The 24,349-nt window shown below is 51.0% G+C and carries 24 protein-coding genes; 11 read left to right on the plus strand and 13 right to left on the minus strand.

The genetic code is table 11. From position 1 onward, the window contains the following. Positions 1–4: 4 nt before the first annotated feature. Together exbD and exbB are read right to left on the minus strand one after the other, a co-directional pair. Positions 5–430 carry a TonB system transport protein ExbD gene (gene exbD / locus WC5_RS18315; protein WP_001240712.1) on the minus strand — a complete coding sequence of 142 codons (426 nt, stop codon included), beginning with the start codon at positions 428–430 and terminating at the stop codon, positions 5–7. Positions 431–436: 6 nt separating this feature from the next. After that, positions 437–1,171 (minus strand): tol-pal system-associated acyl-CoA thioesterase, encoded by a 735-nt coding sequence (gene exbB / locus WC5_RS18310; protein ID WP_000527844.1) that lies wholly within the window; start codon positions 1,169–1,171, stop codon positions 437–439. 251 nt (positions 1,172–1,422) lie between these two features. Between exbB and metC the strand changes: the two genes are divergently transcribed. Both metC and yghB read left to right on the plus strand, forming a co-directional pair. Then, positions 1,423–2,610: a cystathionine beta-lyase gene (gene metC, locus WC5_RS18305; protein ID WP_010348724.1), complete on the plus strand. Its 1,188-nt coding sequence runs from the start codon at positions 1,423–1,425 to the stop codon at positions 2,608–2,610. Positions 2,611–2,749: 139 nt separating this feature from the next. After that, the gene (gene yghB, locus WC5_RS18300; RefSeq protein ID WP_000268434.1) at positions 2,750–3,409 is read left to right on the plus strand and encodes a DedA family general envelope maintenance protein YghB; all 660 of its coding nucleotides are present in this window, start codon (positions 2,750–2,752) and stop codon (positions 3,407–3,409) included. 39 nt (positions 3,410–3,448) lie between these two features. On the opposite strand, the gene yqhC is transcribed toward yghB, so the two are convergent. Then, positions 3,449–4,348, minus strand: a complete 900-nt coding sequence (yqhC, locus tag WC5_RS18295) for a DNA-binding transcriptional regulator YqhC (protein WP_000817719.1) — start codon at positions 4,346–4,348, stop codon at positions 3,449–3,451. Positions 4,349–4,541: 193 nt separating this feature from the next. On the opposite strand from yqhC, the gene yqhD reads away from it, so the two are divergent. The 5 genes from yqhD (at position 4,542) to yqhH (ending at position 8,367) form a co-directional block, all read left to right on the plus strand. Continuing rightward, positions 4,542–5,705: an alcohol dehydrogenase gene (gene yqhD, locus WC5_RS18290; protein WP_001058825.1), complete on the plus strand. Its 1,164-nt coding sequence runs from the start codon at positions 4,542–4,544 to the stop codon at positions 5,703–5,705. 105 nt (positions 5,706–5,810) lie between these two features. Beyond that, positions 5,811–6,638 (plus strand): 2,5-didehydrogluconate reductase DkgA, encoded by an 828-nt coding sequence (gene dkgA / locus WC5_RS18285; protein WP_000013160.1) that lies wholly within the window; start codon positions 5,811–5,813, stop codon positions 6,636–6,638. A 199-nt stretch (positions 6,639–6,837) separates the two neighbouring features. Next, entirely contained in the window at positions 6,838–7,764 is a 927-nt protein-coding gene (locus tag WC5_RS18280; RefSeq protein WP_000691652.1) for a YqhG/Tai3 family protein, read from the plus strand. Between the two features lie 35 nt (positions 7,765–7,799). After that, on the plus strand, positions 7,800–8,048 hold the full coding sequence (locus tag WC5_RS18275) for a hypothetical protein (RefSeq protein ID WP_000795834.1): 249 nt from the start codon (positions 7,800–7,802) through the stop codon (positions 8,046–8,048). 61 nt (positions 8,049–8,109) lie between these two features. Further along, entirely contained in the window at positions 8,110–8,367 is a 258-nt protein-coding gene (yqhH, locus tag WC5_RS18270) for a lipoprotein YqhH (RefSeq protein ID WP_000719321.1), read from the plus strand. A 42-nt stretch (positions 8,368–8,409) separates the two neighbouring features. On the opposite strand, the gene WC5_RS18265 is transcribed toward yqhH, so the two are convergent. From WC5_RS18265 to ygiW, 7 genes are all read right to left on the minus strand, one after another. Next, positions 8,410–10,629 carry a YgiQ family radical SAM protein gene (locus WC5_RS18265; protein WP_000095166.1) on the minus strand — a complete coding sequence of 740 codons (2,220 nt, stop codon included), beginning with the start codon at positions 10,627–10,629 and terminating at the stop codon, positions 8,410–8,412. 110 nt (positions 10,630–10,739) lie between these two features. After that, on the minus strand, positions 10,740–12,152 hold the full coding sequence (ftsP, locus tag WC5_RS18260) for a cell division protein FtsP (protein ID WP_000059392.1): 1,413 nt from the start codon (positions 12,150–12,152) through the stop codon (positions 10,740–10,742). A 72-nt stretch (positions 12,153–12,224) separates the two neighbouring features. Then, positions 12,225–12,962: a 1-acylglycerol-3-phosphate O-acyltransferase gene (gene plsC / locus WC5_RS18255; RefSeq protein ID WP_000965724.1), complete on the minus strand. Its 738-nt coding sequence runs from the start codon at positions 12,960–12,962 to the stop codon at positions 12,225–12,227. Between the two features lie 227 nt (positions 12,963–13,189). Continuing rightward, on the minus strand, positions 13,190–15,448 hold the full coding sequence (gene parC / locus WC5_RS18250) for a DNA topoisomerase IV subunit A (protein WP_001281916.1): 2,259 nt from the start codon (positions 15,446–15,448) through the stop codon (positions 13,190–13,192). Positions 15,449–15,585: 137 nt separating this feature from the next. Then, the gene (locus tag WC5_RS18245) at positions 15,586–17,193 is read right to left on the minus strand and encodes an ABC transporter substrate-binding protein (protein WP_000288653.1); all 1,608 of its coding nucleotides are present in this window, start codon (positions 17,191–17,193) and stop codon (positions 15,586–15,588) included. Positions 17,194–17,302: 109 nt separating this feature from the next. Then, positions 17,303–17,785 (minus strand): AraC family transcriptional regulator, encoded by a 483-nt coding sequence (locus WC5_RS18240; RefSeq protein WP_000795660.1) that lies wholly within the window; start codon positions 17,783–17,785, stop codon positions 17,303–17,305. A gap of 52 nt (positions 17,786–17,837) precedes the next feature. Further along, on the minus strand, positions 17,838–18,230 hold the full coding sequence (ygiW, locus tag WC5_RS18235) for an OB fold stress tolerance protein YgiW (protein WP_000731637.1): 393 nt from the start codon (positions 18,228–18,230) through the stop codon (positions 17,838–17,840). Positions 18,231–18,381: 151 nt separating this feature from the next. Here ygiW and qseB point away from each other — a divergent pair, with 151 nt between their 5' ends. From qseB to WC5_RS18215, 4 genes are all read left to right on the plus strand, one after another. Then, the gene (gene qseB, locus WC5_RS18230; protein WP_001221480.1) at positions 18,382–19,041 is read left to right on the plus strand and encodes a quorum sensing response regulator transcription factor QseB; all 660 of its coding nucleotides are present in this window, start codon (positions 18,382–18,384) and stop codon (positions 19,039–19,041) included. Further along, positions 19,038–20,387 (plus strand): quorum sensing histidine kinase QseC, encoded by a 1,350-nt coding sequence (gene qseC / locus WC5_RS18225; protein ID WP_000673340.1) that lies wholly within the window; start codon positions 19,038–19,040, stop codon positions 20,385–20,387. The genes qseB and qseC overlap by 4 nt, the downstream gene beginning before the upstream one ends. Before the next feature lie 109 nt (positions 20,388–20,496). Then, the gene (gene mdaB / locus WC5_RS18220) at positions 20,497–21,078 is read left to right on the plus strand and encodes an NADPH:quinone oxidoreductase MdaB (protein ID WP_000065430.1); all 582 of its coding nucleotides are present in this window, start codon (positions 20,497–20,499) and stop codon (positions 21,076–21,078) included. A 30-nt stretch (positions 21,079–21,108) separates the two neighbouring features. Next, positions 21,109–21,423, plus strand: a complete 315-nt coding sequence (locus tag WC5_RS18215) for a putative quinol monooxygenase (protein WP_000958592.1) — start codon at positions 21,109–21,111, stop codon at positions 21,421–21,423. A gap of 44 nt (positions 21,424–21,467) precedes the next feature. Here the strand turns inward: WC5_RS18215 and WC5_RS18210 are convergent, their stop codons facing one another. Genes WC5_RS18210 through WC5_RS18200 form a run of 3 tightly spaced genes read right to left on the minus strand, consistent with a single transcriptional unit; the run spans position 21,468 to position 24,347 of the window. Next, positions 21,468–22,355 (minus strand): MurR/RpiR family transcriptional regulator, encoded by an 888-nt coding sequence (locus WC5_RS18210; protein WP_000614947.1) that lies wholly within the window; start codon positions 22,353–22,355, stop codon positions 21,468–21,470. Beyond that, positions 22,352–23,299, minus strand: coding sequence for an iron-siderophore ABC transporter substrate-binding protein (locus tag WC5_RS18205; protein ID WP_010348737.1), 948 nt, complete (start codon positions 23,297–23,299; stop codon positions 22,352–22,354). Before WC5_RS18205 ends, WC5_RS18210 begins: the two co-directional genes overlap by 4 nt. 10 nt (positions 23,300–23,309) lie before the next feature. Beyond that, positions 23,310–24,347, minus strand: a complete 1,038-nt coding sequence (locus WC5_RS18200) for a FecCD family ABC transporter permease (RefSeq protein ID WP_032159926.1) — start codon at positions 24,345–24,347, stop codon at positions 23,310–23,312. Positions 24,348–24,349: the final 2 nt, after the last annotated feature.

The following is a 24,349-nucleotide window of genomic DNA, read 5'->3' on the forward strand; positions in this document are numbered from 1 at the left end:
ATTTTTATTTCGCTTTAGCGGTTTCTTCGCCGACCAGGCCTATCTTCAGGTAACCCGCCTGATGCAGCGTATCCATAACCTTCATCAACGTCTCGTAATCAACGGTTTTATCCGCACGGAAGAAGATAGTGGTGTCTTTCTTACCTTCAGTTAACGCATTCAACGCCGTAATCATTGTTTCATCGGTGACCGGATCGTTACCGATAAACATCGAGTTGTCTGCCTTCACCGACAGATAAACTGGTTTTTCCGGACGCGGCTGCGGCGTGCTGGTAGAAGCAGGCAAGTTCACCTTCACATCTACCGTCGCTAACGGCGCCGCCACCATAAAGATAATCAGCAGAACCAACATCACGTCGATAAACGGCGTCACGTTGATATCATGCATTTCGCCGTTATCATCGAGGTTTTCGTTAAGATGCATTGCCATAGCGCATTACCCTGCACGTAATTTTTGTGCGACACGAACCGGATGCGCAGCGGCGCTGGCTTCCAGATCCAGGTCACGGCTTTGCAGCAACAGCACCTGCGCTGCGACATCGCCCAGCATCGCTTTAAAGCCGCCAATCTGGCGCGCGAATACGTTATAGATAACGACCGCCGGAATCGCTGCCACCAGGCCGATTGCCGTTGCTAACAGAGCTTCTGCGATACCCGGTGCTACCACCGCCAAATTCGTGGTCTGCGTTTGCGCAATACCGATAAAGCTGTTCATGATGCCCCAGACCGTACCAAACAGACCAACGAACGGCGAAATCGCGCCAATGGTTGCCAGATAGCCGTTACCGCGTCCCATTTGACGCCCCACTGCGGCGACCCGACGCTCCAGGCGGAAGCTGGTACGCTCTTTAATACCTTCGTTATCGTCGCTGCCTTCTGACAATTCCAGCTCGTTCTGCGCTTCATTGAGCAAATGCAGGCTTAAGCTTTTGCTACCAAAATCAGCGGCGATATCGTTGGCCTGGTTTAAGGAACGCGCTTCAGCCAGCAGTTGCTGCTCGCGCTTAAGGCGACGCTTCTGATTGAAGAACTCTACGCTCTTACTGAAGAAGATTGCCCAGGTGACTACGGAGGCCAAAATAAGCCCAATCATCACGCACTTAACGACAATATCGGCGTGCTGATACATACCCCAGACGGAAAGATCCGTCTGCATTAAATTATTACCCACTGTGTATCTCCAGGACGCAAGTCACAAAATCTGCGCATAATAATATCAAAACGACGTCGAATTGATAGTCGTTCTCATTACTATTTGCATACTGCCGTACCTTTGCTTTCTTTTCCTTGCGTTTACGCAGTAAAAAAGCCACCAGAACGCCATTTGCGAAAATTTTCTTCTTAATGCCAATTCTTCAGGATGCGCTCGCAATTATTCATGCTAGTTTAGACATCCAGACGTATAAAAACAGGAATACCGACATGGCGGACAAAAAGCTTGATACTCAACTGGTGAATGCAGGACGCAGCAAAAAATACACTCTCGGCGCGGTGAATAGCGTGATTCAGCGCGCCTCTTCGCTGGTTTTTGACAGCGTTGAAGCGAAAAAACATGCGACGCGTAATCGCGCCAACGGCGAGTTGTTCTATGGACGGCGCGGAACGTTAACCCACTTCTCGTTACAAGAAGCAATGTGCGAACTGGAAGGTGGCGCCGGCTGTGCACTGTTTCCTTGCGGTGCGGCAGCGGTTGCCAATTCCATCCTTGCTTTTGTCGAACAGGGCGATCATGTGTTGATGACCAACACCGCCTACGAACCAAGTCAGGATTTCTGTAGCAAAATCCTCAGCAAACTGGGCGTAACGACATCGTGGTTTGATCCGCTGATTGGCGCGGATATCGTTAAACATCTGCAACCAAACACTAAAATCGTCTTTCTGGAATCGCCGGGCTCCATCACCATGGAAGTGCATGATGTTCCGGCGATTGTCTCCGCCGTGCGCAGCGTGGTGCCGGACGCCATCATTATGATCGATAACACCTGGGCTGCCGGGGTGCTGTTTAAAGCCCTTGATTTTGGCATTGATGTTTCCATTCAGGCCGCCACCAAATATCTGGTAGGCCACTCGGATGCAATGATCGGCACTGCAGTATGTAATGCCCGATGCTGGGAGCAACTGCGGGAGAATGCTTATCTGATGGGACAAATGGTCGATGCCGACACCGCTTATATGACCAGCCGTGGCCTGCGCACTTTAGGTGTGCGTCTGCGTCAACATCATGAAAGCAGCCTGAAAGTGGCTGAATGGCTGGCGGAACATCCGCAGGTTGAACGGGTTAACCACCCTGCTCTGCCGGAAAGTAAAGGCCATGAGTTCTGGAAACGAGACTTTACAGGCAGCAGCGGACTATTTTCCTTTGTGTTGAAGAAAAAACTCAACGATGAAGAACTGGCGAACTATCTGGATAACTTCAGTTTATTCAGCATGGCCTACTCGTGGGGAGGATATGAATCGTTGATCCTTGCAAATCAACCGGAACTTATCGCCGCCATTCGCCCGCAAGGAAAGATTGATTTCAGCGGCACGTTGATTCGCCTGCATATTGGTCTGGAAAACGTCGACGATCTGATTGCCGATCTGGACGCTGGCTTTACCCGAATTGTGTAACATTGCCAAATTTGGACAATTTTGCAGACATTTAATTGTGAATAGTCTTAAATTGTTGCGTCCGGGATCAAGGCGTCCCGGACGATTCAGGAGTACAATAGGCAAATAAAGGCTTAAACGCTGTTCCACAGGAAAGTCCATGGCTGTTATTCAAGACATTATCGCTGCGCTCTGGCAACACGACTTTGCCGCGCTGGCGGATCCTCATATTGTTAGCGTTGTTTACTTTGTCATGTTTGCCACGCTGTTTTTAGAAAACGGTCTGCTGCCCGCTTCATTTTTGCCAGGCGACAGCTTGTTGATACTGGCTGGCGCACTGATTGCCCAGGGGGTGATGGATTTTCTGCCAACAATCGTGATTCTGACTGCCGCAGCCAGCCTGGGCTGCTGGTTAAGTTATATTCAGGGGCGTTGGCTAGGTAATACCCAAACGGTGAAAGGCTGGCTGGCACAGCTTCCGGCTAAATATCATCAGCGCGCCACCTGTATGTTTGACCGCCACGGTTTGCTGGCTTTGCTGGCTGGACGTTTTCTTGCATTTGTCCGCACGCTGCTACCAACCATGGCGGGGATTTCCGGTCTGCCAAACCGCCGCTTCCAGTTTTTCAACTGGTTAAGTGGATTGCTATGGGTCAGCGTGGTGACCGGTTTCGGCTATGCCTTAAGCATGATCCCGTTCGTTAAACGCCATGAAGATCAGGTAATGACATTCCTGATGATCCTGCCGATTGCCCTGTTAACCGCCGGCCTGTTAGGCACGTTGTTTGTGGTGATTAAAAAGAAATACGGTAACGCCTGACGTTTTTCTCCGTTCCCGGCGGCGATGCCGGGAACACATTTAACTCCCCTGCATCGCCCGCATTCTTGCCGCATCTTCCCCCGGCGTCACACCGAAGTAACGTTTAAACTCACGGCTAAATTGCGACGCACTTTCGTAGCCGACGCGCATCGCCGCCGCGCTGGCCTTCATGCCATCATGGATTATCATCATCCGCGCCTTATGCAGTCGGTAGTTCTTCAAATACTGCAACGGTGAGGTGCTGGTGACAGACTTAAAATTATGGTGGAACGCTGAAACGCTCATGTTAGCTTCTGCCGCCAGTTGCTCGACGCTCAGGTTTTCGGTGTATTTATTCTCAATCCGTTTCAGCACGCGGCTAATCAGGCTGAAGTGAGTCTGACGACTGACCAGCGCCAGTAATGCGCCACCGCAAGGTCCGGTCAGCACGTAGTAAAGAATTTCGCGGATGATCTGTTTGCCAAGAATGCGCGCATCCAGCGGTCGCTCCATCACGTCCAGTAACCGCTCCGCCGCGCATAAAATCTCTTCTGACAACGTAGCGGAGTTTATGCCACTGGCAGCCATCGACGGCTGGAAATGCTCGTCTTCACCAATGTCCATTAACAGTTCCTGTAACTGCAAAATATCGACGTTGAGACGTAAGCCCGCTAATGGCACCTCCGGCGTGGCATAGGTTTCGCACTCAAACGGTAACGGCACCGTCAGCAGCAGATATTCATTGGCATCATAACGAAACACGCGTTCATTGATATAGCCGATTTTATGCCCGGAAAAGAGAATTATGATGCCAGGTTCATACATCACCGGCGTACGTGCGCCGGGGTTCTCGCCATACAATAAGCGCACATCGGGCAACAGCTCAGACAAACTATTTTCTTTATTTTTCAGGTTATTAATTTTGTCCGTCAGCAGGCGGCAAATCTCTTCACGTTTCATATCGCGTAATTTCTTAAGAATAATGCGGCAATTTGATTGTGCGCAATTTTGTACCATTTCTCCAGTACTCTGGAGAAATAGGCAAGACATTGGCAGAAATGAGCATTGAGAGCTGCGACGCTGGCGACCACAATGAAAAACATCAGGCAGACCGATCTCTGCCCTAATATTGGCCCAGCAAAGGGAGCAAGTAATGAACAACTTTAATCTGCACACCCCAACCCGTATTTTGTTTGGTAAAGGCGCTATCGCTGGTTTACGCGAACAAATTCCTCACGATGCTCGCGTATTGATTACCTACGGCGGCGGCAGCGTGAAAAAAACTGGCGTTCTCGATCAAGTTCTGGATGCGCTGAAAGGTATGGATGTGCTGGAGTTTGGCGGTATCGAGCCAAACCCGGCTTATGAAACGCTGATGAACGCCGTGAAACTGGTTCGCGAACAGAAAGTGACTTTCCTGCTGGCGGTTGGCGGCGGTTCCGTACTGGACGGCACCAAATTTATCGCCGCAGCGGCAAATTATCCTGAGAATGTCGATCCGTGGCACATCCTACAAACTGGCGGTAAAGAGATTAAAAGCGCCATCCCAATGGGCTGTGTGCTGACACTGCCAGCGACCGGTTCAGAATCCAACGCAGGTGCGGTGATCTCCCGTAAAACCACCGGCGACAAGCAGGCGTTCCATTCTGCCCATGTTCAGCCCGTATTTGCCGTGCTCGATCCGATTTATACCTACACCCTGCCGCCGCGTCAGGTGGCTAACGGCGTAGTGGACGCCTTTGTACACACCGTGGAACAGTATGTTACCAAACCGGTTGATGCCAAAATTCAGGATCGCTTCGCAGAAGGTATTTTGCTGACGCTTCTCGAAGATGGCCCGAAAGCCCTGAAAGAGCCAGAAAACTACGATGTACGCGCTAACGTCATGTGGGCGGCAACCCAGGCGCTGAACGGTTTGATTGGCGCTGGCGTACCACAGGACTGGGCAACGCATATGCTGGGACACGAACTGACTGCGATGCACGGTCTGGATCACGCGCAAACGCTGGCTATCGTTCTGCCTGCCCTGTGGAATGAAAAACGCGACACCAAGCGCGCAAAACTGCTGCAATATGCTGAACGCGTCTGGAACATCACTGAAGGTTCCGACGATGAGCGTATTGACGCCGCAATTGCCGCGACCCGCAACTTCTTCGAGCAATTGGGCGTGCCAACCCGCCTCTCCGACTACGGTCTGGACGGCAGCTCCATCCCGGCATTGCTGAAGAAACTGGAAGAACACGGCATGACCCAACTGGGCGAAAATCATGACATTACGCTGGATGTCAGCCGCCGCATTTACGAAGCTGCTCGTTAAGCTTTTTCCTCCTCAAACTTTCGTTTTTGGGTATTTCGTCCAGACTTAAGTTCACACCAACTCACCGGAGCCTGCTCCGGTGAGTTCATATAAAAGGAGGAACGTATGGCTAATCCAACCGTTATTAAGCTACAGGATGGCAATGTCATGCCCCAGCTGGGACTGGGTGTCTGGCAAGCAAGTAATGAGGAAGTCATCACCGCTATCCAAAAAGCGTTAGAAGTGGGATATCGCTCGATTGATACCGCCGCTGCCTATAAAAACGAAGAAGGTGTCGGCAAGGCGCTGAAAAATGCCACTCTTGCCAGAGAAGAGTTGTTCATTACAACCAAACTGTGGAACGACGACCACAAACGCCCCCGCGAAGCACTGCTCGACAGCCTGAAAAAACTTCAGCTTGATTATATCGACCTTTACTTAATGCACTGGCCCGTTCCCGCTATCGATCACTATGTCGAGGCGTGGAAAGGAATGATTGAGCTGCAAAAAGAAGGATTAATCAAAAGCATTGGCGTCTGTAACTTCCAGATCCACCACCTGCAACGTCTGATCGACGAAACTGGCGTGACGCCTGTTATTAATCAGATCGAACTTCACCCGCTGATGCAGCAACGCCAGCTTCACGCCTGGAACGCTACGCACAAAATCCAGACCGAATCCTGGAGCCCATTAGCGCAAGGTGGGAAAGGCGTTTTCGATCAGAAAGTCATTCGCTACCTGGCGGATAAATACGGCAAAACACCGGCACAAATTGTTATCCGCTGGCATCTGGATAACGGTCTGGTGGTGATCCCGAAATCGGTCACGCCTTCACGCATTGCCGAAAACTTTGATGTCTGGGATTTCCGTCTCGACAAAGACGAACTTGGTGAAATCGCAAAACTCGATCAAGGTAAACGTCTCGGTCCCGATCCCGACCAGTTCGGCGGCTAACGCGCAAATTCTCCCGGTGGCGGTAATGTTCCGCTACCGGACTTTTCAGAAATCATTTATTCCCCTCACCTCCCGCCCGTTGTTACTCTCCCTTGTTCAGAAATGCCAAATTTAAGGACATCATCATGCAGAGCTGGAAGCTCTTAAAGCAACAAAGCATCTACAATATGGATAAACACGACGGTGAGGTGAAAAACAGATGAAAATAATACTTCTGTTTTTGGCGTTTTTTGCAAGCTTCACTACTCAGGCACAATCACCCTCGCTGACTGCTGAACAGACAGTTCGCCAGATTTATCAAAACTATAAATCTGATGCCAGCGCGCCTTATTTTGGTGAGACAGGAGAGCAGGCGATAACGTCTGCACGCATACAAAAAGCACTTACCCTGAATGATAATCTCACGCTGCCGGGCAATATCGGCTGGCTGGATTATGATCCGATTTGTGATTGTCAGGATTTTGGCGATCTGGTGTTAGAAAGCGTAGCAGTTACTCAAACGGATACCGATCATGCAGATGCCGTTGTGCGCTTTCGTACCTTTGACGACGATAAAGAAAAGACCACGCAAACGCTGAAAATGGTGGCAGAAAATGGTCGTTGGGTCATTGATGATGTCATCAGCAACCATGGCAGCGTCTGGCAGGCAGTTAATAGCGAGAATGAAAAAATACTGGCGACGCTGGCATCGCTGCAAAAAGAACAGCCAGAAGCCTTTGTCGCTGAATTGTTTAAACATATTGCCGATTATAGTTGGCCCTGGACATGGGTTGTTTCCGACACCTATCGTCAGGCAGTCAATGAATTTTATAAAACCACATTCAATAAAAACGGCAATTTCGATCAAGAGATGCAAATAGAACGGCAATTTATTTACGACAATCCGATTTGTTTTGGCGAAGAGTCGCTATTTTCTCGCGTTGATGAAATTCGTGTACTCGAGAAAACTGCCGATTCCGCCCGTATTCATGTTCGTATTGCGCTGACCAATGATAACAGTGAAGAGCAGGATTTAGTTTTACAGCGGCGCGAAGGAAAGTGGGAAATTGCCGATTTTATCCGTACTGGCAGCGGTAGCTTGCTTAAACAGATTGAAGCGAAAACCGCCGCCAGATTAAAGCAATAAGCTGAATAATTAATACCAGATAAAGGAAACTGGAAATGAAGAATCAACTGTTACTCTTTTTTCTAATATTTATACTCACAGGCTGTGTCAATAATGAAAAAATCAGTCATGTAGAAAATGATATTCATCTGATAAATATAAAAATTAAGCAACTCCAACAGGATATCGACGCTTTACGTCAGGAAATTCAGGTAGCAAAAGAAGCGGCAGAAAAAGTCAATACACGGCTGGATGATGCCGGGAGATGGCCAGACGGAATTTGGGCGCACCCGCCACGGTGGTAATACTCCACTAAACGTCAATCAACTATTAATCAGAACAATAAAAAACAGGGAGAAATAAATAATGAAAAAGATTTTCACCGTGGGAACACTCATTCTGGTAACCGGCTTATTAAGTGGTTGCGTCAATGAGCAAAAGGTCAATCAACTGGCAGGTAATGTACAAACATTAAATACCAAAATCGCCAGGCTTGAGCAGGATATAAAAGCATTACGCCCGCAAATCTACGCCGCCAAATCCGAAGCTAACAGAGCCAATACACGCCTTGATGCGCAGGACTATTTCGATTGCCTGCGCTGCTTGCGTATGTACGCAGAATGATAAAAAAATCCCCGGCAGCATGTCAGTTGCCGGGGATTTTTTTTAACGTCCAACCGCCGCTTTAGGGCGTTTCTTCGCCCCAGCATTCACCGGACGAGATTGCGTAGACGACGCTTTTTTTGCCGTAGCAGGCGTCTGACGCTGGGTCGCCATCGGCGTATGTTTAGTCAACGCCGGACGGGTATTGCGGTTCTGGCGACGAGCTTCGCGCATCTCTTCAATGGTTGGCGCAGGCACTAAGCAATCGCGACGGCTGCCAATCAGATGCTTTTTACCCATCGCTTCCAGCGCCTGGCGGATTAACGGCCAGTTTGCCGGATCGTGGTAACGCAACAACGCTTTATGCAGACGACGCTGCTTGTCGCCCTTCGGCACGAAGACGTCTTCGCTCTTATAACCAATTTTCGCCAGCGGATTTTTGCCGGTGTAATACATGGTGGTTGAGTTAGCCAGCGGCGACGGATAGAAGTTCTGCACCTGGTCGAGACGGAAGCGATGTTTCTTCAGCCACAGCGCCAGATTCACCATATCTTCATCGCGCGTACCGGGGTGCGCGGAGATGAAATACGGGATCAGATACTGCTCTTTACCTGCCTGTTTCGAGTAGGTGTCGAACAGTTCTTTAAAGCGGTCATAGCTACCCATGCCCGGCTTCATCATCTTCGACAACGGCCCTTCTTCGGTATGTTCCGGGGCAATCTTCAGATAACCGCCAACGTGATGGGTTGCCAGCTCTTTGATATAGCGCGGATCTTCCACGGCGATGTCATAACGCACACCGGAGGCGATCAGGATCTTTTTAATGCCTTTCAGATCGCGCGCGCGGCGATAGAGGTTGATCGTCGGTTCGTGGTTAGTGTCCATATGCGGGCAAATATCCGGGTAAACACACGACAAACGGCGACAAGTTTGCTCGGCGCGTGGTGACTTGCAGCGCAACATATACATGTTGGCAGTTGGCCCACCGAGATCGGAAATCACGCCCGTAAAGCCCGGAACGGTGTCGCGGATCGCTTCAATCTCATTGATGATCGAATCTTCCGAACGGCTCTGAATAATGCGCCCTTCATGCTCGGTAATAGAGCAGAAAGAGCAGCCGCCAAAGCAGCCACGCATAATGTTGACCGAGAAACGGATCATTTCGTAAGCCGGAATACGGGCATTACCGTAAGCCGGATGCGGCACGCGCTTGTACGGCAGCGCAAAGACGCTGTCCATCTCTTCGGTAGAAAGCGGAATAGCTGGCGGGTTGATCCACACATAGCGGTCGCCATGTTTTTGCATCAGCGCGCGGGCACAGCCAGGGTTGGTTTCGTGGTGCAAAATACGCGAAGCATGAGCGTACAGCACTTTATCTGCCTTTACTTTCTCGAAAGAAGGTAACAAAACGTAGGTTTTTTCCCACGGTTTCGGGCGCGGCGGCTGCACGGTAACGGCTTTGGCTTCTTGTTTTTTCGGAGCCACCGGTTTGTTATCCGCACACGGCAAATCTTCGCCATACGGATGCGGAATAGGGTCGATTTTCCCTGGTGTATCAAGACGAGTAGAATCCACGCCGCTCCAGCCAGGCAGAGCCTCTTTCACGATAATCGCGGTATTACGTACATCGCGGATTTCGCTAATCGGCTCGCCCATCGCCAGACGATGCGCCACTTCCACCAGCGGACGCTCACCGTTACCGAACATCAGCATGTCGGCTTTGGAATCCACCAGCACGGAACGGCGCACGGTATCAGACCAGTAATCATAATGCGCGGTACGGCGCAGGCTGGCTTCAATACCACCGAGGATCACCGGAACATCTTTCCATGCCTCTTTACAACGTTGGGTATAAACCAGCGTGGCGCGATCCGGGCGCTTACCCGCGACGTTATCCGGCGTGTAAGCATCGTCATGACGCAAACGGCGATCGGCAGTGTAACGGTTGATCATCGAGTCCATATTGCCTGCGGTCACGCCGAAAAACAGATTCGGTTTACCCAGACGCATAAAGTCGTCTTTGCTGCTCCAGTCCGGCTGGGCGATGATCCCGACGCGAAAGCCCTGCGCCTCCAGCATACGACCGCAAATCGCCATCCCGAAGCTTGGGTGATCGACATACGCGTCGCCAGTAACCAAAATGATGTCGCAGCTATCCCAGCCAAGTTGATCCATCTCTTCACGAGACATCGGCAAAAACGGTGCCGGTCCAAAACAGGCGGCCCAGTACTGCGGCCAGGAGAACAGGTCGCGATCCGGTTGGATCAGGGAGATAGAGCTCATTTTGCTTCCAGAAATGATAAAAAAATAATCAAAGGCCGGGGATTATAAGCCGGAACGAAAGAGAAATCGAAAGGTATTCCATACTCGCCCTCCTCGGGCGAGTATGGCGATTAAGGCACTGGATTAACCAGCAACTGCCCAATAGAGCCGCGATCCGCCATTTCCAGTGTCTGGCTACCAAAGTAAAACGGGAAATGCGCCCAGGAAGGCTGACCGTAATAAACAAGCAGTTCCACTTGTCCATCAACCCAGACGGTATCTTTCCAGCCTCTGTCTTCCGGGAATGGCATTGCGCCATTCACGTTACGGATCTGGAACATCACACCTTCAATATGGAATGATTGCGGCTCGTCCGCGCGTACCGTCCAGCGTTCCCACGTTCCCTGCTGGGCAGCAACATCAATGCGATTAACGTCCCATAGCTGCCCGTTGATGCCGGGATCATCGCCCAGGCTAATATCACGGCTGCGAATCGGTGAACCGGCCATGATTTCAGTCGGTAACAAGCGCATCGGCAGGCTGTCAGTGACCAGCGGCAGAAGGCCGGTCGGGCGCAACGTTAGCACCAGCGTGGAAACCAGAATGCTGGACGGCTCAAAGAAGCCACGAATACGATCAACAATGCTCGCCGCTTCGCCACAGGTGATAGACACTTCATCACCGTTGCTCATATCCACCAGAATTTCACGGCGTTCGCCCGGCGCCAGCGAAAGCTGCTTCACCGACACGGGAGCAGGCAGGAATCCCTGATCGCCAGAAATCACGTGCAACGGACGACCATCGCTCATCTGCAGTTGATAGCGACGGGAGTTCGATGCGTTCAGCAGGCGCAGGCGCACCCAACCGCGCGAAACTTCAACGTACGGGCTTTGTACACCGTTGACCAGCAGCGTATCGCCAACAAAGCCGCCACTTCCCGGTTCGTTGTATTCTGGCGTACCAAAGTTATCCAGCCGTTTATCCTGGATAATGACAGGAAAATCATCCACACCATAATGGTTAGGAATGGGCAGCGACTTGCTGACTTCATCTTCCACCAGCCACATCCCGGCAAGGCCGTTATAGACCTGCTGCGCCGTGCGGTTGGGGGTATTAGCGTGATACCACAAAGTCGCAGCATTCTGGCGAATTGGCAGCACAGGCGCCCAGTCAGCGTTTGGCGACATCATGCGTGCCGGACCGCCCATCAGTGGACCTGGCACTTGTAATCCAGCCACTGTCATTGAGACATTTTCTGTCAGTCGGTTGCTGTAAATCAGCTTAACATCGTCGCCCTTCCAGACGCGAATAGTCGGCCCCAGGTAGCGACCATTGATACCCCAAACCGACGCGCGCGTTCCTGGCGTAAATGACCAGTGCGCACGTTGTACTGTCATAAATAGCGGTTGCCCACGGCGAGATTCAAGCAGCGGCGGAACGGGCAGTGGTTGCTGTTGACCGGCTGCGCTTGCCTTCAGGGGGACAGCACCTGCACACAGTGCGATCCCCGATGCCTGAATGAACTGACGCCGACTGAGTGACATATTTGCTCCATGTAAAACTGGCTAAAGTAATACCGTGCAGGAAAACATCCCCGCAAAAAACAGATTGCCGACTTAAACTTTTCCGGCGGCTTCGCGCTCTGCGACTTCTTTATCGAGCTCGGCGATTTTTTGTTCCATTATCGAACGACAATGAGCAGCCAGCTCGCGAACCTGATCTTTACCATATTGACTGATGTCAATTGGCGGCAGCATTTCTACGATCACTAAACCATTATTCAGTCGATTAAGATTAATCTTATTCGAAGTCGTGGAAACACACACGGGAATAATCGGGACGCCTGCCGCAATTGCCGCATGGAATGCCCCAGTTTTAAACGGCAACAGACCGCGACCACGGCTGCGCGTTCCTTCCGGGAACATCCAGATGGAAATACGGCGTTTTTTGAAGTGATTCACCACTTCCGCGATAGTGCCGTGCGCCTTAGTACGGTTGTTTCTGTCGATCAATAAGTTGCCGGTTAACCAGTACAACTGCCCAAAGAAGGGGATCCACAGCAAACTCTTTTTACCCACTGTAACCGTCGGCGGCTGCACGATGTTCGATGCTGTCACCATGTCATAATTGTTCTGGTGGTTAGCAATATAGATAGCATTACCATAGCTTTCAGCATCTGCAGGTTTGCGACACTCAACTTTCAGCCCGTACAGCGGCGCAAGGCGCCCAAACATATGCCCGAAGGTGGCTACATGCTTTGGATTTCGCGGGCTGAAAAGGCAGTAAATGGAGCCGAAAACACAGACTAAGATGCTGTAAATAACGGTAATAATAAGACGAAAGATATATAGCATAACACCCTCTGAAGATCTGAGAGACTGGCATTGTACGTCACCTGAAATCAGGTTAGGGCATTGTTAAAAGCCGCTCTCTGGAAAAGCGTATTGTTAATCGCAACGCATGAATAAACAACGGTTTCAAGGGAATTTTTATCGTTTCCTGGGGCTGATTACGCTGCCGGATGACGACTTAACGTGTCATCCGGCGTTCCTTACAAACGGGAGAAAGCCCCTCCGGCATGTTACTCTTCGCTATCGCTACTGCTGGCGCGGTGAGGTGAGTCAATCTCGACACGGTCGATACGCTGTAAACCGCGCATCAAGGTGCCACGGCGACCACGCTCACCGGTCACTTTCAGCAGTTCTTCCGGGCGCAGTTTGATTTTGCGTTTCCCGACATGAATAGTCAGAGTGCTCTGCGGCGGCAGTACATACAGGTGTGCCAGACCATCCTCGCCCCGCGCAGCTTCTGCCGATGGGATGTTGATGATCTTGTTGCCTTTACCCTTCGACAGTTGCGGAAGCTCACTTACCGGGAACATCAACATACGTCCCGCCAAGGTGATAGCCAGTAGCATATCAGAGGCATCTTCAATCACTACTGGCGGCATAACATGCGCATTTTCAGGTAAGGTAATCAATGCTTTACCTGCACGGTTACGGGCAACAAGATCATTAAAGGTGCAGACGAATCCATAGCCAGCATCGGAAGCCATCAACAGTTTCTTATCGTCGCTTTCCATTAGCATGTGATCAACAGTGGCACCTGGCGGTAACGTCAGTTTACCGGTGAGTGGTTCGCCCTGACCACGCGCCGACGGCAGCGTAATCGGGTCGATGGCGTAGCTACGACCAGTGGAATCAACAAATACCACCGGTTGGTTGCTCTTGCCTTTCACCGCCGCTTTGAAGCTATCGCCCGCTTTATAGTTCAGGCCTGGTGCGTCAATGTCATGGCCTTTGGCGCTGCGTACCCAACCCATCTGTGACAGCACAATGGTAACGGGTTCGGACGGCAGCATATCGTGCTCGCTCATCGCTTTCGCTTCTTCGCGTTCCTGCAACGGCGAACGGCGATCGTCGCCATAGGCTTGTGCGTCGGCCTGTAGCTCTTTCTTCAGCAGGTTATTCATCTTGCGCTCGGAAGCCAGAATGCTCTGCAACTGGTCGCGCTCTTTTTCCAGTTCGTTCTGCTCACCGCGAATCTTCATCTCTTCCAGTTTGGCGAGATGACGCAGTTTCAGTTCAAGGATCGCTTCCGCCTGGGTTTCCGTAATGCCAAAACGCGACATCAGTGCCGGTTTCGGTTCATCTTCATTACGAATGATCTCAATCACTTCGTCGATATTGAGAAACGCCACCAGCAAACCTTCAAGAATATGCAGGCGCTTGAGGACTTTCTCCAGACGATAATTGAGACGGCGGCGCACGGTATCGCGACGGAACACCAGCCATTCGGAGAGGATTTCCAGCAGGTTTTTCACCGCCGGACGCCCATCCAGACCAATCATATTGAGGTTGATACGATAGCTCTTTTCCAGATCGGTCGTGGCAAACAGATGATTCATCACCTGATCCATATCCACACGATTAGAACGCGGCACAATCACCAGACGGGTCGGGTTCTCGTGGTCAGATTCATCGCGCAGATCGTCAACCATCGGCAGCTTTTTGTTGCGCATTTGCGCAGCAATTTGCTCCAGTACGCGCGCACCAGAAACCTGATGCGGTAAGGCGCTGATAACTACCGCGCCATCTTCTTTCTTCCACACCGCGCGCATACGCACAGAACCACGACCGTTCTCGTAGATTTTACGGATCTCGGCGCGGGAGGTGATAATTTCCGCTTCGGTCGGGTAGTCCGGGCCCTGAACAATATCCAGCAACTGGTCAAGCGTGGTTTTCGGCTGGTCGATTAAAGCGATTGCCGCCTGGGCGACTTCACGCAGGTTGTGTGGCGGAATGTCCGTCGCCATCCCGACAGCAATACCGGTGGTGCCGTTAAGCAAAATATTCGGCAAGCGAGCAGGCAGCATTTTCGGCTCCTGCAACGTGCCGTCGAAGTTTGGCACCCAGTCCGCCGTCCCTTGCCCCAGCTCACTCAATAACAGCTCAGAATATTTCGACAGGCGGGATTCGGTATAACGCATTGCCGCGAACGATTTCGGATCGTCCGGTGCCCCCCAGTTTCCCTGCCCATCAACCAGCGGATAACGGTAAGAAAACGGCTGCGCCATCAGTACCATCGCTTCATAGCAGGCGCTGTCACCGTGCGGATGGTATTTACCCAGTACGTCACCCACAGTACGGGCCGATTTTTTAAATTTGGCGGTAGCATTCAGACCCAGTTCTGACATCGCATACACAATGCGGCGCTGAACAGGTTTCAGACCATCACCAATAAACGGCAACGCACGATCCATGATGACGTACATGGAGTAGTTTAAGTAGGCGTTTTCCGTAAATTCATGTAGCGCAAGGCGCTCTGCCATATCGCTCATTAATTCTGATTCCTCAACTTATTCGCCAGCCTTCAAAGGGGCAATATTGCCGGAGATACTACATTATCTGTCGCGTCGAGTCACAGGAGATCAGTGTGAATAGTGCCGCCGGACGTGCTCCGACGGCGATAAAGGCATCAATGTGCCTTGATATACAACTCTTTGCTGTAGACATAATCCTGGGGATTATGCAGCGGGAAACCGCCAACGTAAGGTTTAAGCAGTTTGATCAGTGGCTGATAGTAGACAGGAATGAGCGGTGCCTGCTGGTTGATAATGGCCTCTGCCTGTTGATACAGCGCATTACGCTTTGTCGCGTCAGTGGTCTGAGCGGCCTGGTTTAGTAACGCGTCATACTTTGCATTTTTCCAGTGGCCGACGTTCTCTTCACTATCGCTTTTAAGCGTGTTCAGGAAGCTGGATGCATCATTATATGTCGCATCCCACGACTGCCGCGACAACATGAAATCACCGCTACGCCGGGCATCGAGATACGTTTTCCACTCCATTGTGCGCAGCGTCACCTGTGCGCCAAGCCATTTTTTCCATTCGGAAGACAAGGCTATCGCCGTTTTTTCATGCAGATCGTACTTGTTGTAGAACAGTTCAAAGCGTAGCGGATGAGAGGCGTCGTATCCCGCTTGTTTCAGCAAGGCTTTTGCCATCGCAACACGCTCACCCATTGGCTTTTGCAGTTCCTCGAACGTTGGCGCACGAAATCCTTCTACCTCTGGCGGTGTCAGCGTTGTTGCGGGCGTTCGCAACCCAAGTATCTTTTGCGCGATTAACGGCCTGTCGACCGTAAGATACAACGCCCGCCGCACACGGGCGTCATCAAACGGCGGTTTCCGGGTGTTGAAGTTGTAATATTCGCTGTTCAGACGCGGGATAATTCGCAGCTCGCCAGGAAGTGATTTTTCGATTGCAGGAATTTGCTGCGCCGGAACCCAGGTGAGATCAACCTCTCCCGCGCGATAGCGGTTATAGCCGGTGACCGAATTATCCAGCGCCAGATACTCAACCTGCTGCAAGACAGTATGCTCTGCATCGCGGTATTGAGGATTTTTTCGCGCTGTAATCTTTTCGTTAACTACCCATTTATCAAGCACAAAAGCGCCGTTGTAAACCATATGTCCAGGCTTACTCCAGCTATCGCCATACTTCGCAATCACATGATGCGGAACCGGAAACAGCGTCGGCCAGGCGAGCATGGTCGTGAACCAGGGAACGGGTTGCTCAAGCGTGACTTCAAGAGTGCGATCATCGGTAGCCTTCACACCCAGCGATGCAATATCCGCTTTACCTGCCACAATAGCCGCTGCATTTTTAATATGCGCCTGTGCCAGATAGCCGGCAAAAGGGCTTGCCGTTTTGGGGTCAACCGCGCGCTGCCAGCCGAGGACAAAATCCTGTGCCGTTAAGGGCTGGCCATCAGACCACTGTAAGCCGTTACGTAAATGGAAAACATAGCGTTTGCCGCCATCTGACACCTCCCATGATTCGGCCTGAGCGGGTTGCACTTTGCCTTCACTGTCTATCCATACCAGACCTTCAAACAGATCCAGCACAATCTGCGCAGCAGTATTCTCCTCAACCTTTTGCGGGTCGAGCGTACCTGGGTCGCTATGATTGTTGTAACGAAAGACTTGTTGCGGGGCGAGCGGTGTGTTGGCGGGAACGTCAGCAGCATAGAGAGGAGCCGCACTTACCAGGCTGACCAGCCATAATAAATTTCGCGTATACATGGTATTCCTTACCGGAGAAATTATAAGCCCGACAACAATACGCCGGTGGGATTGTTAGCTCAAACTTATAGCGAGTGATTTGGCTCACACTCCGTTAAAATATTTCCCGTCACGCCAACGGCACATAGACATCTGTTTCCAGCCGTTGCTCTGACATCCCTTCAGCCAGATTAGTGTAGTGAAACAGTATCGGCGCTTTACGTATTTTCTCTCCGCTTTCAGGCAGCCACTGACGAATGATGCCCCATACTGTGCGCGAAATATCGTCCAGTTCGCCAACGTGACGAGCCACGGCATAACGTCCTCCATCAAGCTCACTATTACTCACGCCATAACGATTCTCCGGAATCGCTTCGCTAACGCTGCCGCAGATATCAAAGCGAAACGCTTCCGGCGCGGTGCTGGCAGGATCATCCCAGGCGACGCCAAATGTCTGGCTTTGGTTAACAGGGGAAAGTCCCGTCTCTTTGCGCCACATGATAAATTTCGCCACGCTATAGTTGAGCAACTCAGGGCTACAACGATGCGGCAACAAAGCCACGCGGGTTGAAGGGAAATTGATGATGTTCACGGCCAGTGCCTGATTTTTCATGTTGCCTCCCTGCGAAATTATTCCCGGGAACGCGTCCCGGGAGCGGTAACAATTACGGATTCACTTTACGAATCTGTTTAACGTCGATCTCAACTGAGTTCCAGTCTTTATCGACCTCCCCCTGAATCTCAACCGTATCTTTCGGTGTCACCGTTACACCGTTCCAGCGTTTGTGGTCGATATCGACATTGATAGTACCGCTGGCATCTTTGAACACGTAGAGATCGTCAGAGATGCGTTCAACGATATTGCCGCGCAGAGTTACCCAGGTATCATCACGCAGGGATTTTGCGTTTTCTACGTTAGTTACACTGCCGTTCGGCCCCTGAAATCCTCCGGCCTGATTTTGCGTTGCTGATGGTCCAGAAAAACCACCCTGCTCTGCTGCCATAACTGGTGCGCTACACAGAGCCATTACTGCAATTACTGCTGCTAATTTTTTCATGTTTGTTACTCCCTTTAATGTCTGTTTTCGAACATTAAACAAGATACTCCTTAACAACTTCTTAAGAAAAAAAAAGAAAATTTAGTACTGTACAGAGCGCGTTACAACACGGTTTACTGACAACGAATACAGCTATCGCAGGGATGAAAAGATGCGAATTTTACTGATAGAAGATGACATGCTGATTGGCGACGGCATCAAAACAGGTCTTAGTAAGATGGGCTTTAGTGTTGACTGGTTTACGGAAGGTCGTCAGGGAAAAGAGGCGCTTTATAGCGCACCTTATGACGCGGTAATTCTGGATTTAACCTTACCGGGAATGGATGGTCGCGATATTTTGCGCGAATGGCGGGATAAAGGTCAGCGTGAGCCAGTATTAATCCTGACCGCGCGCGATGCCCTGGCGGAACGCGTGGAAGGTTTGCGTCTGGGAGCCGACGATTATCTTTGTAAACCTTTTGCATTGATAGAAGTCGCAGCCAGGCTGGAAGCTCTGATGCGCCGAAGCAACGGGCAAGCCAGCAATGAGCTACATCACGGTAACGTAATGCTCGACCCAGGCAAACGTATCGCCACCCAGGCCGGCGAACTCTTAACGCTGAAGCCAAAAGAATTTGCCCTGCTGGAATTACTGATGCGTAACGCCGGTCGGGTACTGCCGCGCAAACTGATTGAAGAAAAACTGTATACCTGGGACGAAGAGGTCACCAGCAATGCCATCGAAGTGCATGTGCATCATCTGCGACGTAAGCTCGGCAGCGACTTTATTCGCACCGTTCACGGTATTGGCTACACATTAGGTGAGAAATGAAATTTACCCAACGCCTTAGTCTGCGAGTCAGGTTGACGCTGATCTTTTTGATTCTGGCCTCGGTGACCTGGCTACTCTCCAGCTTTGTCGCCTGGAAACAAACAATTGATAATGTCGATGAGTTATTCGATACCCAGTTGATGCTGTTTGCCAAACGGTTAAGTACGCTCGATCTTAACGAAATCAATGCGGCAGATCGTATGGCGCAGACACCGAATAAATTAAAACACGGTCACGTAGATGATGATGCGCTGACCTTTGCTGTCTTTACTCACGACGGCAACATGGTCCTTAACGATGGCGATAATGGCGAAGATATTCCCTATAGCTATCAACGTGAAGGGTTTGCTAACGGGCAATTGGTAGGTGAAGACGACCCCTGGCGTTTTGTCTGGATGACATCCCCCGATGGTAAGTATCGCATCGTTGTTGGCCAGGAGTGGGAATACCGTGAAGACATGGCGCTGGCGATTGTCACCGGACAGCTCATTCCCTGGCTTATCGCGCTGCCTATCATGTTGATTATCATGATGGTACTACTGGGTCGTGAACTCTCGCCACTAAACAAACTGGCGCTGGCGCTACGTATGCGCGATCCTGACTCGGAAAAACCGCTCAACGCTGACGGTGTACCCAACGAAGTGCGTCCGCTGGTCGAGTCGCTGAATCAACTTTTCGACCGTACACATGCGATGATGGTTCGTGAACGACGCTTTACCTCCGATGCTGCTCACGAACTGCGTAGCCCGTTAACGGCGCTGAAAGTACAAACCGAAGTTGCGCAGCTCTCTGACGACGATCCACAGGCACGGAAAAAAGCACTGCTTCAATTACATTCCGGGATCGATCGCGCCACCCGCCTTGTTGATCAACTGCTCACTCTGTCGCGGCTCGACTCGCTGGATAACCTTCAGGACGTCGCGGAGATCCCACTTGAAGATCTCCTGCAATCGTCGGTAATGGATATTTACCACACGGCGCAGCAGGCGAAAATTGACGTGCGGCTGACGCTCAACGCACAGGGCATCAAACGCACCGGACAACCGCTATTGCTAAGTTTGCTGGTACGAAATCTGCTGGATAACGCCGTGCGCTACAGCCCACAAGGCAGCGTGGTGGACGTCACGCTGAATGCCGATAATTTCATCGTGAGGGATAACGGCCCCGGTGTGACGCCAGAGGCACTGGCGCGAATCGGCGAACGTTTCTATCGCCCACCGGGACAAACCGCCACCGGCAGTGGGCTTGGGCTGTCGATTGTCCAGCGGATCGCCAAATTGCATGGCATGAATGTTGTGTTTGGGAATGCAAAACAAGGTGGATTTGAGGCGAAGGTGAGCTGGTAGTGGTGATATTGTTGCAAAATTCGCAAAAGACTTTGCACATTTTGCTAATTTCACCGTACCGCTCTGTGACGTACTATAGTCGACAAACTTCTCACCTTGAGGATAAAAAATGAGCAATATCCTGATTATCAACGGCGCGAAGAAATTCGCCCACTCCAATGGTCAACTGAACGACACCCTGACCGAAGTCGCGGATGGCACGCTCCGCGACCTCGGGCATGATGTCCGCATCGTTCGCGCCGACAGCGACTACGATGTCAAAGCCGAAGTACAAAACTTTCTCTGGGCTGATGTGGTTATCTGGCAGATGCCTGGCTGGTGGATGGGCGCGCCGTGGACGGTGAAAAAATACATTGATGATGTGTTCACCGAAGGTCACGGTACGCTGTATGCCAGCGATGGTCGTACCCGCAAAGATCCGTCGAAAAAATACGGCTCTGGCGGCCTGGTGCAGGGCAAAAAATATATGCTTTCCCTGACCTGGAACGCACCAATGGAAGCCTTCACCGAAAAAGATCAGTTCTTCCACGGCGTCGGCGTTGACGGCGTGTATCTGCCGTTCCATAAAGCAAACCAATTCCTTGGCATGGAACCGCTGCCGACATTTATCGCTAATGACGTGATAAAAATGCCTGATGTTCCCCGCTATACTGAAGAATATCGCAAGCATCTTGTGGAAATTTTTGGTTAACTAGAGCTCTGGCTTTAGAAGGAGTTAACCATGCTTACAGTAATCGCTGAAATCCGTACTCGTCCTGGCCAACATCACCGTCAGGCGGTATTGGATCAGTTTGCTAAAATCGTTCCAATCGTACTGAAGGAAGAAGGTTGCCACGGCTATGCGCCGATGGTGGATTGCGCTGCTGGCGTGAGTTTCCAGTCTATGGCGCCGGACTCTATCGTGATGATTGAGCAGTGGGAAAGCATTGCCCATCTTGAAGCGCATCTGCAAACCCCACACATGAAAGCATATAGTGAAGCCGTAAAAGGCGACGTGCTGGAGATGAATATTCGTATTCTGCAGCCGGGGCTTTGACATTTCTGAAAAGAGGCCGGTGCTGTTACCGGTCTCAGGTCAGATTAGCCAGTCTTTCTTCCCGTTTTCAAACCCCGATGGAAATCGTTAATTCGCTTAATGGTTTTAACCGCACGCTGCGGCACTGCGGAAGCCACCGACCAGACAATCATTTCCAGGCACAACAATACCGTACCATGTAGCGGCGTTTTCCCCTTTTCATCGCCGCGCGGAACATGAATCACGATACTGGCGTCTTTGCTAAAACGCGAATCCAGAGCGTTTGTCAGCAAAATAACAGGGATCCCCAGCCGTCTTGCTTCACGCAGCGTTGTCAGTCCCTCCCGGTGTGCGGATTTTTGCGCCATCATGATCAATACATCACCACGCTGAAGCGCGATCAGTTGCTCGGCAAGGCCAATACCAGTACGGTTTAGCGCCGTGGCGGGTAAGCCAATACGATTGAATAACCGTGCAGTATAGTCCGCCAGAATACCCGAAGCGCCAATGCCAAAAATAACAACTTGCCGCGCCTGCACCAGCATAGCTACCGCTTGTGCAAGCGCATGGCGGTTTTCAGGCTCTGACAGGACATTACAGGTATACAAATGCCCTTCAAGAACAAAATCGATTGCGGTGTTAACATCGCTCGTCAAGTTACTCACCGTCGTAGACATCTTTTCGCTGGAACTAAGAGCAGGACCAAGCCACTGTTCCAGAGTGCGTTTCAGATCTCGTAGCCCCGCAAACCCCAGGGCCTGTATAGCCCGAATCACTGTGGCATCAGAAGTGTTCAATGTGGTCGCAATTTCCATCGCCGTTTGCTCGAGTACCACTTCACGATGTTCATTAATGTAGCTGGCGACGGCTCTTAACCCAGGCGTTAACTGACTCGCGCGAGTACGAAAACGCTCACCAAAAATATCAACTCGTGTTTTGTCTTTCTGAATCATTTGGCCTCCGGTAGAGGTCGCCCTGCAATTTGTGATTGTATCTGCGCGGCTATCAGCCCCAGCGATGCAAAGGAGTTAGAAATCGCCTCTTCACGAGAAATCAGCACATAGCGCCCGGAACGACAGGCCGTCAGAAATTGACACCATCCAGGCATGACTTTTTCCATTGCTGCCAGCTCATCCTGAGGTTTACCACCGGTGTCACCACGCCAGGTTGCAAAAACAAAATCGGCATCCAGTTCAGGCAAACGCTCCGCGCTCACATCCATTCGCCCACCTTCAGGAATGCTCTCAATCAGCGGCGGAAAGCGAAAACCAGCATCGCGTAATACACGCCCCAGCGAATGATAGCTATGCATCACATTAATTTTTCCCTGATTTGCCTGAATCACCGATACCGTTATTTTTTGGCTGTCCAGCGTCGCCTTCAGCGCATTGATTTGTGCCTGATAGCGGCGTTCAAGTATCGCCAGCCGCGCCTGCGTTCCTGTAAGTTCTGCCAGCTTGCGGTAGATTTCTGGCGCGCCCCCTTTGAGATGATCAATGCTCACCGTGGGCGCAATTTTTTCCAGTTGTTCAATGGGCGTATTACGGGTCGGTTCTGTGATGATCAGATCAGGCTTTGCCGCCACAATCGCTTCAATATCAATATCAGCAGTTCCAATAAAGGCTATCGATGAATTATCGAAGTCGACGCCTGTTAGTAACGCGCCTGATCGAATGAAATGGCTACCATCAGGCCGTGTTCGCCCGTGGCTGGCGACAGGAGGTACACCGAGCTCAATCAGAGGAATAGTGATATCAAGGTCGTGTAAAGAGACAATTCTCTTTGGATGTGCAGGAACAGTGACTTTGCGCCCTAAATCATCGGTAAACACCTGAACAGGCTCTGTTGCACGAGCACAAAATGATAACAGTATCAGCAGAGAAAAAAATAAACGCATATAACTCCCGTTAAAAACTGTTCCTGCGCTGCCAGAGCAGTAGTAAAAAGAATGGTCCACCAATCAGTGAAATAATGATTCCGGCTGGCAGTTGCAAAGGCAAAAAAGCCAAACGACCAATGCTATCCGCCAGGATAACTAATAACGCCCCCGATACTGCGCTCCCCAGCAGTAATGTCGTCTGCCCGCCACGCAGAATAAAACGTGATATATGCGGTGCTATCAATCCGACAAAACCGATGTTACCAACACATGAAACGCAGACAGCTGTCAGGATTATTGGTGCGGCTACACGCAATAACGCCAGACGGGAACTATTCACACCTAACCCGGTTGCAATCTGATGACCAAGCAGAGCAATATCCGCAGTCCGGGCGGTGAACAGCAATAAAAGAGCGGCTGGCACCATCCAACAGGCTGAAATACCGACTAACATCCAGTTGGCTGCATGAAGGCTTCCCGATAACCACATCAATGCAGTTTGTACATCACGAACATCTGCTGTGGTCATAAATACACAGATCCCGGCGGCGAAAAACCAGGACACGCCAATGCCTATCAGAACAAATCGCGGGCGAGAAATATCGCGCGCGCAAAAAATCACGATTAAAGCTACCAACAAGCCACCAGCAAGACCAGCCACTGGACGCCAGAACATTCCCAGCATTGGAAACTGGAAAATCAGCCACAGCACAGCCACGCTACATCCTTCTTTAACGCCGATTAAACCGGGATCGGCAAGGCCGTTACGCGCAATGGATTGCATTGCGGCTCCTGCCATACCTAACATGGCCCCGCATAGCAATGCCATGATGACTCTTGGCAAGCGGATATCCTGCACAATATAACGTGCGTCTGTGCTTACGTTTTCTGGAGCAAACAACGCTCGCCCGACTTCCGATGCCGGGACGGAGAAAGTGCCATGCATCAAACCGAATATCAGTATTCCAACCGCAAACAGAGACAGCCCACTAAGCAACACCAGGTTTTTAGGACGCACCAGTGTCGAAAATTTACCAACACGTAGTGGGCGTAGTCCGACGTTCATTA

This window comes from Escherichia sp. KTE114 (assembly GCF_000407765.1).
Lineage (GTDB): Bacteria > Pseudomonadota > Gammaproteobacteria > Enterobacterales > Enterobacteriaceae > Escherichia > Escherichia ruysiae.